Annotated in this window: 14 protein-coding genes; 3 read left to right on the top strand and 11 right to left on the bottom strand. The window is 38.8% G+C overall.

The features are described 5' to 3' along the window. Positions 1 to 50 precede the first annotated feature (50 nt). The 6 genes from NST91_RS05920 to NST91_RS05895 all read right to left on the bottom strand — a co-directional run bounded on the left by NST91_RS05920 (position 51) and on the right by NST91_RS05895 (position 7,069). Entirely contained in the window at positions 51 to 1,238 is a 1,188-nt protein-coding gene (locus NST91_RS05920) for an ABC transporter substrate-binding protein (protein ID WP_341330408.1), read from the bottom strand. Then, positions 1,235 to 2,818, bottom strand: a complete 1,584-nt coding sequence (locus NST91_RS05915) for an AMP-binding protein (RefSeq protein WP_341330407.1) — start codon at positions 2,816 to 2,818, stop codon at positions 1,235 to 1,237. Before NST91_RS05915 ends, NST91_RS05920 begins: the two co-directional genes overlap by 4 nt. Positions 2,819 to 2,881: 63 nt before the next feature. Continuing rightward, on the bottom strand, positions 2,882 to 4,060 hold the full coding sequence (locus NST91_RS05910; RefSeq protein ID WP_341330406.1) for an acetyl-CoA C-acetyltransferase: 1,179 nt from the start codon (positions 4,058 to 4,060) through the stop codon (positions 2,882 to 2,884). 11 nt (positions 4,061 to 4,071) lie between these two features. Continuing rightward, entirely contained in the window at positions 4,072 to 4,848 is a 777-nt protein-coding gene (locus NST91_RS05905) for an enoyl-CoA hydratase/isomerase family protein (RefSeq protein WP_341330405.1), read from the bottom strand. Between the two features lie 219 nt (positions 4,849 to 5,067). Beyond that, entirely contained in the window at positions 5,068 to 5,919 is an 852-nt protein-coding gene (locus NST91_RS05900; protein WP_341330404.1) for a 3-hydroxyacyl-CoA dehydrogenase family protein, read from the bottom strand. Positions 5,920 to 6,538: 619 nt separating this feature from the next. Further along, a complete protein-coding gene (locus NST91_RS05895; protein WP_341330403.1) occupies positions 6,539 to 7,069 on the bottom strand; it encodes a Gmad2 immunoglobulin-like domain-containing protein in 531 nt (176 codons plus the stop codon). A 158-nt stretch (positions 7,070 to 7,227) separates the two neighbouring features. Between NST91_RS05895 and NST91_RS05890 the strand changes: the two genes are divergently transcribed. From NST91_RS05890 to NST91_RS05880, 3 genes are all read left to right on the top strand, one after another. Continuing rightward, a complete protein-coding gene (locus tag NST91_RS05890) occupies positions 7,228 to 7,821 on the top strand; it encodes a YitT family protein (RefSeq protein WP_341330402.1) in 594 nt (197 codons plus the stop codon). 208 nt (positions 7,822 to 8,029) lie between these two features. Beyond that, entirely contained in the window at positions 8,030 to 8,494 is a 465-nt protein-coding gene (locus tag NST91_RS05885; RefSeq protein ID WP_341330401.1) for a hypothetical protein, read from the top strand. Between the two features lie 204 nt (positions 8,495 to 8,698). Next, positions 8,699 to 8,914, top strand: coding sequence for a hypothetical protein (locus NST91_RS05880; RefSeq protein WP_099361602.1), 216 nt, complete (start codon positions 8,699 to 8,701; stop codon positions 8,912 to 8,914). Positions 8,915 to 8,976: 62 nt separating this feature from the next. On the opposite strand, the gene NST91_RS05875 is transcribed toward NST91_RS05880, so the two are convergent. The 5 genes from NST91_RS05875 to NST91_RS05855 form a co-directional block, all read right to left on the bottom strand. Then, complete coding sequence (locus NST91_RS05875; RefSeq protein WP_341330400.1) at positions 8,977 to 9,864, bottom strand: DMT family transporter; 888 nt, start codon at positions 9,862 to 9,864, stop codon at positions 8,977 to 8,979. 212 nt (positions 9,865 to 10,076) lie between these two features. After that, the gene (locus NST91_RS05870; RefSeq protein ID WP_341330399.1) at positions 10,077 to 11,024 is read right to left on the bottom strand and encodes an N-acetylglucosamine kinase; all 948 of its coding nucleotides are present in this window, start codon (positions 11,022 to 11,024) and stop codon (positions 10,077 to 10,079) included. Beyond that, on the bottom strand, positions 11,017 to 12,540 hold the full coding sequence (gene argH / locus NST91_RS05865; RefSeq protein ID WP_341330398.1) for an argininosuccinate lyase: 1,524 nt from the start codon (positions 12,538 to 12,540) through the stop codon (positions 11,017 to 11,019). The genes NST91_RS05870 and argH overlap by 8 nt, the downstream gene beginning before the upstream one ends. Position 12,541: 1 nt before the next feature. Next, the gene (locus NST91_RS05860) at positions 12,542 to 13,294 is read right to left on the bottom strand and encodes a creatininase family protein (RefSeq protein WP_341330397.1); all 753 of its coding nucleotides are present in this window, start codon (positions 13,292 to 13,294) and stop codon (positions 12,542 to 12,544) included. A 259-nt stretch (positions 13,295 to 13,553) separates the two neighbouring features. Beyond that, entirely contained in the window at positions 13,554 to 15,281 is a 1,728-nt protein-coding gene (locus NST91_RS05855; RefSeq protein ID WP_445724481.1) for an ABC transporter permease, read from the bottom strand. Positions 15,282 to 15,290: the final 9 nt, after the last annotated feature.

Raw genomic sequence — 15,290 nt, 5'->3', positions numbered from 1 at the left:
AAAGCATGCATGACTCACATCATACATGCTTCAATTGATTATCTAAGATTCTATTCTATTTCCCAGCCGTTATCCCCAACCTTAAGGATGGCCATACCATCACCCTCAACACCATTACGATTTTCTGGTGAAAGATTATATGTCCCTGTAACACCTTTATAAGAGATTGTTTCTAAATATTTCTTAATAGATTCGGAATCGGTATTACCTTCGGAAATAGCTTGTAACACCATTTGAATCCCATCATACGCATAGCCGCCAAATGGACCTGGATTATAATCGTACTCTTCCATAAATGGTTCAGCAAAGTCTTTAAAGAGCTGAGTTTGTTCGTTATCTTCTAATGAATCAAGAACATTTAATTTACTTCCAAGCACCAATACTCCAAGCCCATCTGCTCCAACTTGATCTAAGAAACCTTGATTACTTACAGCATGGCTTTGAATCATAGGAACATCAATGCCCAATTGTGAGTAGTTTTTGGCAATAATTCCTGCTCCAGGGGGACGTGACCAAATAATGATAGCACCTGGATTTTTAGGCTTTATTTTCGTTAACTGGACAGTCATATCAGTAGCTTCAGCATCAAAATCTTCCTTTGCAACAATTTCAATACCATTTTCTTTTGCCATCCCTTCAAAGACAGGAAGTCCAGTTTGACCAAAGCCGTCCCTTGCATTGATCCAAGCAACACTATCAATATTGTTATCTTTTAAATAATCAATTACATTTTGAAGTACTGTTTCGTTGCTTTGAGGCGCTTGAACCGTGTATTCATTTAATTGGTCATCATTCAGTACACCTAGCGCAACGAGCGGAATTTTATTTTCAGCAGCTACACCCATCAGTGCCACACTCGTACTGGTTTGAGTTCCTCCTACTACAGCTGTAACATTATGTTCTGAAATCATTTTTTTCATAAGTACAACGGCATTTGTATCATCTGTTTCATAATCCTCGATGATAAGCTCGACCTTTTTCCCATTAAAATCTTTGTCTTTTAGTTGTTTGTTTAGTAATCTAGCAACATCTGCCTCAGGTTGACCTAACGCAGATGCTGGACCAGTATCTGCAACGATGACACCGATTTTAATCGTATCTGAGGATTCCCCACTCGACTTCGCATCGCCTCCACTGATTTCTCCATCAGTTTGTTTTGAACCTCCACTGCAGCCTGCGATAACAAATAAACTTAAACAAATGACCAGAAATGACCACACCCAAGATTTTTTTCTCATCTTAATTCGGCCCCCAATTTTTCTTTTAATTGATCCTGAAGAGATATTTTTCTAATTTTCCCGCTTGCTGTCATCGGAAACTCATCTATAATCAGTAACTTATCTGGGACTTTATAGTCAGCAACTTTTGGTCTTATGAACTCCAAAAGTTCCTTAACACTTGGTGAAGTATTTGGTTTGATTTTTACGCAAGCACAAGAAATTTCCCCTAATACCGTGTCAGGGAGTCCAACGATGGCCACTTCCATTACATCCGGGTGTGTATAGAAAACTTCTTCTACTTCTCTTGGATAAATATTGTAGCCACCACGAATGATCATTTCTTTTTTTCGTCCAACAATTCTTAGGTTTCCTTGCTCGTCTAATGTGCCTAGGTCACCGGAATAAAACCATCCATCCTCATCCAATGCTTCCCTCGTTTTTTCAGGCATATTGTAGTAGCCCTTCATGATCCCGAAACCACGACAAGCTATTTCTCCAACTTCATTAAGACCAACATCTTCCTTAAATTCGTTAACTATTTTCACTTCGGCACCTGGCAGTACCTTTCCAACCGTTTCGGCACGAATTTGGTCGTCATCATCAAAAGCAGTCATCGTAAGGGTAGGTGATGTCTCGCTTAAACCGTAACAAACAACGATATCACAGCCCATATCCGTACGAATTCGCTTAACAATCTCTACAGGACACGGAGCCGCTGCGATAATACCTGTTCTTAAAGATGACAGGTCATAATTTTTGAACTCAGCATGATTAAGCTCTAAAATGAACATTGTTGGTACGCCATGCTTTACTGTGATTCTTTCATTTTGAGTGGTTTTCAACGCTTCTTTGGCATTATATTTTTCTGCCAAGACCATTCGTGCTCCTACAGCAATCGTACTTAGAATGCTTGGCACCATACCAAATACATGGAAAAGTGGTACAGCTACATAAAAGACATCCTCTTCGGTACACTTCATCTCTTCAGCGGTAATAATCGCGGTGTTCACAAAATTACTATGGGTAAGCATCGCCCCTTTTGGAGCTCCTGTGGACCCTGAAGTATACAAGATACAGAAAATATCATCCTCCGAATCGATTGGGACAGGGGAAAAAGGATGATCGTCAACTCTTTCAAGTAATTGCTCATAACTCATATGGCCATCTTTCACGCACCGAACTGTAATGAGTCTTTCAAGACTTGTGACATGTTGGATAGCTAACGTAAATTGTTCATAATGCTTGACTCCACCAAATTCTTCGGTAAAAAAGGCAATCTTAGCTTCAGAATTACGTAAAATGTACTCAACTTCATCTTGTCGGTAACGAGTATTGAAAGGAACGATGATGCCTCCAAGATGAGAGACAGCCATATAAATTACGACAAATTCATTCCAATTTGGTAAGCAAACCGCAATTTTATCTCCCTTTGTAATGCCGATTTCTTGTAGTGAGGCTGCTAGATTAATAGACTTCTCCCATAACTCCTGATAGGACAGCCGTGTATAACCATCGTATGAAACTTCGTGATGAGGATCCTTTTTGCAAACGTTTTCTAAAAGCTCTGAAACACTAAGTTTGCTTAATTCTTTTTTCATGTAATTCACCCCAATAACTAAAATTTCCTTAGTCAGTCGGGACTGAGCCCCGACTGTTTAACTCTACAAGACTTCCCAAATTGCCGCGATTCCTTGTCCTCCACCAATACATAATGCAGAAGCGCCGTATTTTTTTTTTCTTCTCTTTAGCTCGTAAATGAGCGATAAACTGATTCTTGCACCACTTGCTCCAAGAGGATGACCTAATGCAACCGCACCACCATTAACATTCCCAATGCTTGGATCAAAACCTAATTCCTTTTGGCAAGCTAGGTATTGAGCAGCAAACGCTTCATTGATTTCAATTAAATCCAAATCTTCTACTCTCATATTGGCACGCTCTAATGCTTGACGAATGGCTGGAGCAGGTCCGATTCCCATATACTTTGGATCAACGCCAACAATTCCCCATGAAACCAATCTCGCTAATGGTTTTAAATCTCGCTTTTGGGCATAATCACTAGATGTAACAACCATCGTTGCTGCACCGTCATTGATGCCACTTGCGTTTCCAGCTGTAATTACACCGTTTTCTTTAAACCTGGCTGGTAATCGATTTAACACATCAACCGGTGTATCACGTGGATGTTCATCCTGATTAATTATCTTTTCACTTTTTCTTACTTTCACCGTTACCGGCACAATTTCCCTTTCAAAAATACCATTTTCTTGAGCTGCTAAAGCACGCTTGTGACTCAGGGAGGCAAACTCATCAATTTGTTCTCTAGAAATCTCATATTTTTCAGCAAGGTTTTCCGCTGTAATGGCCATTGAGCATTTCCCATATGGATCATAAAGCGCTTCCCAGAGGTAATCTTCCATTGGTGCTTTTCCCAGCGGTAAGCCCCATCTAGCCCCACGAACAACATGTGGAACCTGGCTCATATTTTCTGTACCGCCCGCAATGCTAACATTGGATTCTCCTAGTTTAATAGATTGCGCAGCGTTTACGATGGCTTGTAAACCTGAGCCACAAAGTCGATTGACTGTTAATCCTGGCACATGCTCAGGAATGCCTGATTTTAACCCGACATGCCTTGCCATATAAATTGCGTCAGTACTGGATTGAATAACATTTCCGATTACTACTTGATCCACTTCTTCCGGCTGGATTGATGACCTTCGTATTGCTTCCTTTGCTGTATGCACGGCAAGGTCAATCGCTGATACATCACGAAATGATCCCCCGAATTCTGTAAAAGCAGTACGTGCACCATCAATGACAACAATTTCTTTGCTCAATATACTTCACCTTACCTTCCAACAAATTGTGGCTTTCTCTTTTCTACAAAAGAATTCATTCCTTCAACACGATCTTCGCTTGCAAAGGCATTTCCGAAACAAGCAGTTTCAAGGTCTAAGGCTACCTGTAAATCCACCTCTGTCCCTCGGTTAATAGAAGTCTTTAGCATTTTCATTGCAATCCGTGGCTTTTGGGCTAATTTTTCAGCCCATTCAATCGCTTCTTCTAGTACACGCTCTGATTCTACTACCTTATTGATTAAGCCCACTTCGAGTGCTTTTTCAGCATCAATCATTTCACCGAAATAGAGCAATTCTTTCGCTTTGGCTTGGCCGATTAAACGTGGAAGACGTTGTGTTCCACCCCCACCAGGGATAATGCCTAAATTAATTTCAGGTAATCCAAATTTTGTCGTTGGTGAGCCGATTCGGAAATCACAAGCAAGTGCTAATTCACAGCCACCACCTAAAGCAAGCCCATTTACCGCAGCAATTACCGGCTTTGAAATAGATTCAACTTTGTCATAAGCAAGACGAGAGATTCTTGACATCTCCATCATGTCGGCTCCATTTAAGTTGACCATTTCATTAATATCAGCACCTGCGGCAAAAGCGCGATCGCCCTTTCCTGTAAGAATAATGGCGCGAACCTCTGAATCCTTTTCAAGTTCCTCGAATAAAGTGAATAACTCATTATATACTTGGCTACTTAACGGATTGTATGGTGGACGATTTAAATAGACGATCCCGATATGTTTATCATTTGAAAGATATTGAACTGTATCCATTGTTACATAACACAACCTTTCGTATTATAAGAATCAAATACGCCTTGGCGTATTTGCGCCCAGATTTTTTCGTGCTTGCTCGAAAAATTTCCTTTTAAAATCTGTGGCATCTGCCAGAGGCTTAACTTTAGTCAGCCTAGTGTTGAAAATCCACTTAATTGTTAAGCTTATTGAATTCATCCAACCACTTATAATAGTTGGGAACTCCGCTGAGTAAAGTTAATAGTCGTACCAGCCTGCACCAGCTTTCTTCCCAACTCGGCCTGCGCGGACTAAATTACGCAATGTAAGTGGTGCTGCAAATCGTTGATCCTTGAATTCTTCGTAAAAATAATCCATAACATGAAGCCCAATATCAACCCCAGCATAGTCTTGAAGGGTAAACGGCCCCATCGGGTAATTCAGCCCTAATGTAACAGCCTTATCAATGTCTTCTGGAGTTGCAACTCCTTCTTCCACTAAGCGGATTGCTTCAATAAATTGAGGAATCATGATTCGATTGACAATAAATCCTGGTACATCTTTTTTTACTTCAATTGGCTCTTTTTTCATCGCGATTGCCAACTCTTTGAATACGCTTACAGTTTCGTCACTCGTTCTATAGCCTCTAATAACTTCTACTAATTTCATTACCTGTGGTGGATTGAAAAAATGCATTCCCGCTACTTGTTCAGGTCTGTTTGTAACACTCGCAAGTTCAGTGATCGACATTGAGGAAGTATTGGATGCAATCAACGAATCAGGCATTAAAATTTCATCCAACTGCTTAAATATTTCCTTCTTCGTATCTAAATCTTCAATGATAGCTTCGATGACGACATCACAGTCTCTCACATCAGACATGTTAGTCGTTAGTATTATTCTTGAAAGAATTGCTGATTTATCATCTTCGGTTAATTTCCCTTTGCTTATGGAACGATTCATTAATTTTTCCATGCGTGCTTGTGCACTATCTAGAAATCTTTGTTCGACATCTACGAGCACTACCTCGAATCCGCAAATTGCTGCTTGATGAGCAATTGCCCCTCCCATAGTTCCTGAACCAATTACGCCAATTTGGTTAAATTTCATGGCAAACCCTCCGATATGTAAATTTTTCATTTAGAAATCATAATTTTTATAATTTTCATATTAATTATAGTGCTTTTAGGAAAAAGCTATCTACCGTAAATTAGAGGAATCGGAAGGTGCTGATTTCGGAAATTAGCGGAAAGGATAACGTAATGTCCGCAAGATTGAGCATTTATATAAAGGCTGTTTTCGCAAACTTTGTTGTTTTTATATCGTTGACTTCCGCTTCAGGTGGACGCTTTCCGCGGGCGTGGCTTGAGCCTCCTCAACGAAATGTGGAGGCGGCTTGCACAGAAACGAGAAAATTGGCCACTCCGACAAAGAGGCGTAATTTGCCTCTGAAGGAGGAGTTGAAATTTCTCGAGTTTCTAGCCGCTACAACTGGACAAGTCGCTACCGCTCCTGCGGGGTCTCAAGTCTTACGCTTTTCCCGCAGGACATTGAATTTACTTCTTTGAAATAACCCACGCACGAAGAAAATGTGAATACATTTTCGAGGAGTCGCCACCTTACGCTCCAATCAACTTGGTTTGCAATTTATTAACAAAAAGCAACAATCTTTTAGAAAAGAGCCTATATAAAAAAGCTGACTCTGCATCGAGTCAGCCTTCGGGTTAATCTATTTATTTGTCAGTGGTATCGTTAATACATTCTCTTTCGAACCATCTTTAGCGGAATAAACAAACAGTTCAAACCTGGCTTCAGTTTTTGCATTTGCTATTAATTCTTTCTCAATCGGAATTTCAAAGTCACCCCAAGATGGTGCACCTACTGTTTGATAGTTGTTTTCTACTAGCTTTTCCTCACCATCATAAACTGCATAATCAAAAACACCTTCAAATACTTGAGCTTTACCAGTAAATACGAATTCATTATCCGTCTCAGACACTTTTACATCTTTGAAGATTTTGTTCTGGTAGACTTTATCTTCGTTTGTCGGTGTTACACTATTTTCGGTACCTTGCTCATTTTCATCAACTTCATTATTTTCTTCTTCCTGAGTCGCTTCATCTGTATTGTTATCAATTTGTTCCTCTGTCTCATTCACCTGTTCATTCTCATCAGGTGTATTAGTCTGATCGTTTTGATTACATGCGCTTAGGATTGCGGCAATGCTTAATACAATCAGATAGAATATTATTTTTTTCATTAGAATACCCCTCCTCAACAGAATATCTCTCTCCTTTTCTATTCTGTGAATATTAAAGGAAAAAAATACCTAGGTACTGGTTATAAAAGTTGTCCATAATGGTATATTTTTTGCATATAAATAGTACATGTCCATTTAGACAGGAGAGTTCTAATTCGATGTCATTCTTTATAAAAGCAGCTGCTATCCTTATAGGCAGTATAACAATTGCAATCGGAATCAATACTTTTTTAATACCAAACAGGGTTTTAGATGGTGGGATTATTGGTTTAGGTCTAATTATTAGTTATTTATTTCATACCAATGCTGGGTTCACGATTATGATATTAAGTATTCCTATCTTTATTATCTCTTGGTTTAAGTATCGCTCTTATTTTTTTAACAGTTTGCACGGTATGTTTCTTTCCTCATTTTTCATTGACCTGTTTCATAACTTAAATCAACTCCGTTTACATATTTCTCCTATACTTAGCTCGTTTACAGGTGGTGTCTTGATTGGTTTTGGTATTGGGATTATGCTTCGCTTTGAAACAAGTACTGGTGGGACAGATTTATTAGCCCAGTTCTTATCAGAGATCGTGAAAATGAATGTAGGAATCATTATTCTAATTATTGACGTTTTTGTTATTTGTCTTGGAGGGGTATTGGTTTCTAGTGATACATTCTTACTTTCAGCTATAACCATTTTAGCAGGTGGATTAACTACTAGTCTGTGCACATGGAATCTGAAAAATAATGGTAATAGAATGTAACTCTACTTTCACGGTATTTATGTTTGGGTAAAACGTCTAGTCATAGGACAATAATGGAACATATGATGAAATTGTGTTTATCAAATTAGTGAAATCACTAAATGAGATATTTTAATAAAACCATTTAATAGTCGATGTTTCACCTTTTGCTCGCGCCAATTCTTGGATATTTAAGTAAAGGACAGGGAGATGGAGTTATATGGACATTGTGGAAGAAAAACAATACCATGAGGAGTTATTGGAATGGTGTAGTAACATTTATTTTCACTGGGAAAGGAAGAAACCAAGGTTTTTAAAATTATTTGATTTGAAGAGCTTAGAAGAGTGGGAAATGTCATGTAGTGAATTGAAAGAGAAATTACAGACGAATAGGAAAGCGGAAATTGATGAATATCAAACAGCTCAAAAATTATTTGAGCAGTGGGAAATTTTTTATAGCGAATTAATTAATGGTCAGAAAGAAATTACTTCTGATGTGAGGGAGATGCCTGAGTTGTCCCCAGATTCCGATATGGTAATAGAACTGGCAAATCAGGAAAGTAATAAAGCAGAGGATGAACTTATCAATATGACAATTAAAATGGAGATCCCGATACAGGAATTTAGAAAAATTTTATTAGACTATAAAAAAGAAGTAATAAACTGGGAGTCTACCATAATTCCCAAAATATAGAATGTTAAATTTCCTATTCACGCCTCACCTCTTTTCTTATAAATAAGAGGTGATATTTTTTTCATCAGAAATGAGCATTTGAAAACTAATATTCCCGCTCTTAACTAAATTTATTTTAACAATTAATTCAACCAATATAAAAAATCGATTTAGGTAAAATATTACCGTTGTCATTATAACAACAAAAATGTAGGAGGCGGTAATATGGCAAATCAACTTGATACAAATAAATTAAAACAAGCAGAAGCTCAAGCTTCAATTGCAAAGGACATGATTACTTCGGCAATTGAACAGTCAGCCGCAAACCAAATTTTAGCAAACGAAGCTTTAAAATCAGCTTCACAGGAGATTGCTCAAATTCAAACACTAATAAGTCAAGCACAATCTACACTTCAAGCACAAACAACAGACGAATCTTAAAGTAATATGGACCCCTTTTTTTACAAGAAGGGGGTCCTTATATCCGTGTAAGAAATCAGATATCAACTCCCTTGGGACGTTGCTGGCACTTTTCTCTGATACGTTGATAATAGGACTCCACCGACTATAAAAAGTGATCCCACCATTTCTGCACCAGTTATTGGTTTGTATAAAATTATTAATCCCATTATCATGGCTACAAAGGGTTCTAGATTTGATAAAATGGATGCCTTTGAGGCATCGACAAATCTTATATAATTATTCCAAATCAGATTAGCGATACCATGTACCACAACGGCCGTACCGATCAATAAAGCCCAATCAGAAAAGTCTTGGCCTATTCGTAAAGGTGAGTCCAGTAAAAAAGCAAATGGAATTGCTACAAATAGTCCTACTAAATTTGAATATAACGTAATAGTCAGTGGGTCTGTTCTGTTGGATAAAAGCCTTGTCATAATAATCATAATCGCAAATGTTATCATCGTTACAACAATCCAAACAAGGCCTTTGTCCACTTGAATTGTTGAAAAAGTTCCTTTTGTTACAACAAAATAAATACCTATGATAGCAACAATCGACCCTATGAACATGCGCTTTGTTAATTTTTCTTTTAAAAATATGCCAGCTAATATACTTGTTAAAATGGGCGTAGTTGCTAAAATTAACGCAGATGTGGTTGGATCCGCTGTTTGCAATCCTTTAAAAAAAGACCATTGGTTTATAAATACACCGATTACCCCTAGAAAAAAAACAGAAAGAAAATCTGATTTTCTTAGCAGTTTAAAGTGTTTTTTAAATAAGGTTAATCCAATCAAAAAAATAACAATAAACATAAGCCTTAACATCGTTAATAGTGCTGGTGAGAAATCTAATACTAAAATTTTTCCAAATATAAAATTGCTGCCCCATACTACTACGCAAAAAGTTAGCCAAGAATAAGCTTTTAACATGAATAACACCATCCAGAGTTCAAAAATGACGACTTTTATAGTTTAAACACCCTAGATGGTTCCGTAAACATTTCTGTTTTCATACAGACCAATTCTACATATTTCAGCACTTAAATCAGCTTTTTTAGTTTATTTTGAATGAAATATTTAAAATGTCCTCTTTCGAACTGCCTAACCGGTAGTTTGAAAGAGGACATTTAATGGGGTGAAATCTATTTCAACTTCAACCCACGCTTGATTATGCTTTGAATGGGTTCTTCAGTTGTGGTTATCATGTTTACTTTTGGAAAACTAAGCTGAATCCTGTTACGAACTTGATTTTTTATGTAGTGGTTATGTTGAAAAACGCCACCTTGTAAAATCAAATCAATTTCGCTCTGTTGGATGCCTGCATTTTCAATTGCAGTATGTAGGAGAAGCAGCAATTCCTCTGCAGCACGCTCTAATATCCGTTTACTTACTGGATCCCCCAACCGAAATGCCTCATCGACTGTCGTTGCAATGGCCCCCACGTCATCAACTGAATATGCATCACTATAAGCCCAATTATAAAGTTCTTCAATTTTTGTAAAATCAAATTTCTCCAATACTAACTTGGCTAACAGTGTATTTTCTCCACGGCCATCTTGCATTTTCAGAACGGATTCAATGGCTTGTTTGCCAATCCAATAACCACTCCCTTCATCGCCAAATCGGTGGCCCCATCCACCGGAACGGACAATTCGATTATTGCCATCATGAGCAAAAACGATAGAGCCTGTTCCTGCAATTAAGAGGACGCCAGCTTTGTTTTGGGTCGAGCCTAAAAGGGCAGAAAGACAATCATTTTCTACTACTAATCTCTCAATCTTAATTGGCAACCCGATAACCGTTTCCTTTACAACTCTGGAGACTTCTTTTTCATCGTTGTCCGTATCAATACCGGCAAGCGCAAATACAGCTTTTTTCACCACACTACTCGGATTAATCCCTGCATCCATAAAGGCAGCAAGTATGGCTTTTTCTAGTGCTTCTTTTACTCTGATAGCCCCTGCTACATGATAATTTGTGGCACCAGCTCTTCCTTCACCAAGAATGGTTCCATTTGCATCAACTAGGACCGCAAGTGTTTTTGTTCCACCCCCATCGACCGCAAGCAGTTCGATGGTATTCTTATTCATTGGCTCCAGTCCAATCTGTTATGAAGCTTGAAACGTTAGCCGCGGATTTGTTAAGATGTTCTTGTTTTTCATCTAACCAAGCTGAAAGTTCTTCTTGTTCAGTTAAGCGTGTTTTAATTGTTTTTTCCATTCTACTTGGACTTGGTCCACCCTCTAAATCGCGGATTTTAACAAAATACTCTGGACTTAACACTTGCTTTAATTCTTCTGCTGTTAAGGTAGATTCCTTCCCAACTATCTTTCTAGATTGCTCATTTAATAAGTCTATTGTTAATGATTCTAACGATGTTTTGCCTTGATTTGTAAGCTCTTTAACTGTAGAACTTACAACATGATGTGCTTGGCGAAAGGATAGACCATCACTACGTACAATTGTATCCGCTAATTCCGTTACATTCGCAAAGCTTTCACTTGCCCGTTTTAGAAGGGTTTCTTTATTAACTTCCATTGTAAGTAATACAGAAGTCAACAACTCATAAATGCCACCGAGTTTTTCAATGGCTTTCCAGATGTATGGCTGCATGTCATCTTCAGTATCGACAATATCTCCGAATGGGGTGTTATGAACCATTAATAATACTGTTTGACAATCACCCGCTACACTGGATAAGAGTGCTCTCATGTGTTCAATCGAAACAGGGTTTCGCTTTTGCGGCATGATTGAACTGATCTGTACATATGGAGCAGAAAGAAGAAAAGCGCCATATTCCTGTGTTCCCCATAATAAGAAATCTTGCATAGACCGTCCGAGATTCAAGGCTGATAGTTGAACAGCAGTCGCTGTTTCTGCAATATAGTCGGCACCTGCGACAGCATCCCAGGCATTATCAATCATATCCTCAAAACCTAGTAAATCCTTCATCCGTTCTCTGTTAATTGCAAAACCAGAAGTTGTGAGTGCTGCTGCCCCCATACTGCTGCGGTTTACGGTTTTATAAGCAGCTTGAAGTCGAACTATATCACGAGTTAACATATCGGTCATTGCATTTAAATAATGGGCTAATGTTGTTGGTTGCGCCTGTTGCGTGTGTGTGTACCCAATCATAATTGTTTCTTTATGTTCATCGGTCATTTCGATAAGAGCTTCGCGGAGCTTTAAAGCCTTTTCTATTAAAGGAAGAAGCTTTTTACGTAATGTCATTCGATAGATGGCAATCCCCATATCATTGCGGCTCCGAGCAATATGAAGGTTTCCTGCAATGTCTCCTGCATCTTCAATCAATGCATGCTCAACTTCAAAAAATAAATCCTCAAATTCGCCTGTATAGCTTCTCTTTTGAATTTCATCTTGATCAAGGTGGGAAACTGCCACAGCAATTTTTTTTGCCTCTTCTTTTCCTACAAGCCCTTGTTCGACTAACATGATTAAATGGGCATTGTGAATTTCAATCATTGAATCAAGCAATTGATGTTTTGCCTCATTATAAGCTGGTTCAAGTACCATTGATGTATATGTTTTAGAAGGAAAAACTGTACCTTCAATTTCAATGATCTTATCTCTAAGTGAGTTTTTCATTCTAGTCAATCCCTTCTGTTTCTTCATCAGCGATCCAATTTTTGATTAACTCATTCATGTTTACCGCTGCCTTTTCTACAATTAATTTTCCTTTTTCATAGGAGATTTGTTGAATGAGACCTGTATAGCCATCCCAAGCTCTCGGTGTTCCTTCTACTAGAACATATGGCATAGAAGAAAGTGGGGACACCTCTTTAAATTCTGTGTCCCCTTCTTGTACACGCACCAAATCGGGACGAAATGCTTTGACCGCAGACATTTCATATGGGCCACCATGACCTCTACCCTTTGTTCCTACAAAACCGATTTCTTCAGCTGCATCGATCGCAACCATCTGCCACCAATTGATTAACAAGAAGCTAGCGTCCGTGTGTTTTCCTGTCACATATTCTGCGACTGTTCGAGAAACTCCCATATTGGCATCATGAGCATTTAAAAGAACAATCTTCTTAATCCCTTGGTTGATAATTCCCATCGTAATATCAATTAAATATTCGGTAATTATACTTGGCCGAATCGGGATCGTCCCTTGATATTTAGATGTTTTTCCAGGACATGCTGTGTAGGGTACCGTTGGAAAAACAGCTCCGCCTAATTCATCATCAATTAAATCTGCAAATCCATCAGCAAGAATAATATCCGTTCCTAAAGGAGAATGCGGCCCATGGTACTCAAAACTCCCTAGAGGAACAACCGCAAACGTAGCCTGATCCAATTCCTTCAAGTCTCTTCCGTGAACATCACTAGCCTTCATACGAATTTCCTCCTCCTATATCAAATGCGCCTTGGCGTATTTGCCGCCAGATTCTTAGGCCCACACGATATGGGTCATAAAGACGTTGCCACAGGATGTGGCGTTATTAGTCTTTGAACTTACTGCTCGAAAGATTCCTTTGAAAAATCGTGGCATCCGCCGGAGGCCAAACTTTATTCAGCCTTGGTTAGAACACGCCTTGATTAGGTCACATCCTGCTTCCCCTCTTCTAAAAGTAGAGGCTCTCAGCTGAATAAAGTTAGATTGCGGAGCCTGCTTTTCCATCCGTAATCTTTTGTGAAATAAATAGAACTGTAATAATTAAAATGATTTGAAGAACGCCATATGCACACGCAGTCCCAAATTGGAAAGCGTACATTTTTTGGAATATCGCAACTGATAGTGGCATCGTTGACGTACTATAAATTAGGATTGAAGCAACGAATTCACCTAACCCCTGAACTAATGCAAGTAAGGTACCGGCAAGAATACCTGAGAAGGCCATTGGAACAACTACTCTTCTAAATGTGTACCACCAATTGGCCCCTAAACTTCGCGCTGCTTCTTCTACCGATTCATCCATTTGCATTAAAGCTGCAGAAGTAGAGCGGAAAATCAATGGTAAATGTCTTACAAAATAGGCCAAAGGTAAAATCCAGAAGGTACCGATTAACACTTGGTTAAAACTGAACACGTTAGGTTCACTAAATGCTGCGATTAAGTTAACCGCTACAACCGTACCAGGTAATGCCCAAGGAACCATGATGAGAATATCTAATAAGGCTTTGCCTTTAAATTTAGTCCGAACCATTGCATAGGCAGCTGCCACACCAAACAGGATATTACCTGCTGTTGCAACAAAACTCATCTGTAAACTGTTCCAAATTGGGCGCCATGTTCGCTCATCTGTAAATAGATCAATATAGTGTTGAAGGGTGTACGCAGTCGGGATAATTTGCACCGTCCATTCCCCGTCCACAGAAAACGAAATAAGTACAAGAACAAGAATTGGAAGCATCAAGATTATAACCCCAACAAATGAAAGGAACATTGATAAGTATTTTACAAATGGGGAACGTAATTCAGTTCTGTGAACACTGATCCCTTTGCTTTGGTTTTGGAAGTTACGCCTTCCTTGATACCATCTCATTAAAATTAAGAATGAAATAGACACAATGGAAAGGATTGTTGATTGCGTTGCCGCCATATCTAAATCTCCATTTGTACGAGATAGATAGATTTGCATAGTCATGGTTCTTTCTACACCGAACATTAAGGGAGCTGTATAGGAAGCCATTGAAATCATAAATACAAGCAAAGAAGATGCCACGAGTGCTGGAGTTAGCATTGGCAGAATTACCTTTCTCCAAATGCGAATCCTTCCAGAGCCAAGGCTTGTTGCCGCCTCTTCCAATGAAGGGTCTAACCCTTTGATGGCTGCAGCAGCCGTTAAATAAAAATAGGTATACATCGTGAAGGTGTGTACCACAATTACCCCAACGACACCTCTTAAGGCAAATGGAACCTCTTCCAGATTAAATAGTGCTTGAAAAGCTCTCGGAATAATTCCACTTTCCCCATAAAGGAAGGTAAATGACAGTACCCCTACTAGTGGAGGTAACGCCATTGGTACTAGAATTAAGACAGAGAGAATTTTTCTTCCTGGAAATTCGTAACGTTCCATTAAAAATGCCATCGTGACACCAACAATGGCACAAGTAATTACACTAATTACCGATATATATATACTTGTCCAAAGCGCCTCTAGGTTTGCTGTACTTGTTAAACCAAAGAAGCGTTGGTAATTTTCGAGATTTGCACCTTCTTCACCGACCACGGATTGGATAAACGTTTGATAAAACGGATAAATAACATAAGCTAATAACACTAAAAACAATGGAGAAATTAAAACATACACAAAATATTTTGAACGGGTTAGTCGTGCCCACCAGTTCTCTTGCATGACAGTACTTTGATTCGCACTCATTCTTTCACC

The organism is Ferdinandcohnia sp. FSL W7-1320 (genome assembly GCF_038050315.1).
GTDB classification, from domain to species: Bacteria; Bacillota; Bacilli; order Bacillales; family Bacillaceae_L; genus Ferdinandcohnia; species Ferdinandcohnia aciditolerans.
The sequence above is the reverse complement of the archived record's forward strand: the minus strand, read 5'-3'. Positions and strand labels throughout refer to the sequence as shown.

Coding starts and splice junctions, on each gene's coding strand:
- NST91_RS05905 (WP_341330405.1), bottom strand. CDS start 4,848: ATGGATACAGTTCAATATCTTTCAAATGATAAACATATCGGGATCGTC.
- NST91_RS05895 (WP_341330403.1), bottom strand. CDS start 7,069: ATGAAAAAAATAATATTCTATCTGATTGTATTAAGCATTGCCGCAATC.
- NST91_RS05855 (WP_445724481.1), bottom strand. CDS start 15,281: ATGAGTGCGAATCAAAGTACTGTCATGCAAGAGAACTGGTGGGCACGA.
- NST91_RS05870 (WP_341330399.1), bottom strand. CDS start 11,024: ATGAATAAGAATACCATCGAACTGCTTGCGGTCGATGGGGGTGGAACA.
- NST91_RS05890 (WP_341330402.1), top strand. CDS start 7,228: ATGTCATTCTTTATAAAAGCAGCTGCTATCCTTATAGGCAGTATAACA.
- NST91_RS05860 (WP_341330397.1), bottom strand. CDS start 13,294: ATGAAGGCTAGTGATGTTCACGGAAGAGACTTGAAGGAATTGGATCAG.
- NST91_RS05880 (WP_099361602.1), top strand. CDS start 8,699: ATGGCAAATCAACTTGATACAAATAAATTAAAACAAGCAGAAGCTCAA.
- NST91_RS05920 (WP_341330408.1), bottom strand. CDS start 1,238: ATGAGAAAAAAATCTTGGGTGTGGTCATTTCTGGTCATTTGTTTAAGT.
- NST91_RS05875 (WP_341330400.1), bottom strand. CDS start 9,864: ATGTTAAAAGCTTATTCTTGGCTAACTTTTTGCGTAGTAGTATGGGGC.
- argH (WP_341330398.1), bottom strand. CDS start 12,540: ATGAAAAACTCACTTAGAGATAAGATCATTGAAATTGAAGGTACAGTT.
- NST91_RS05900 (WP_341330404.1), bottom strand. CDS start 5,919: ATGAAATTTAACCAAATTGGCGTAATTGGTTCAGGAACTATGGGAGGG.
- NST91_RS05915 (WP_341330407.1), bottom strand. CDS start 2,818: ATGAAAAAAGAATTAAGCAAACTTAGTGTTTCAGAGCTTTTAGAAAAC.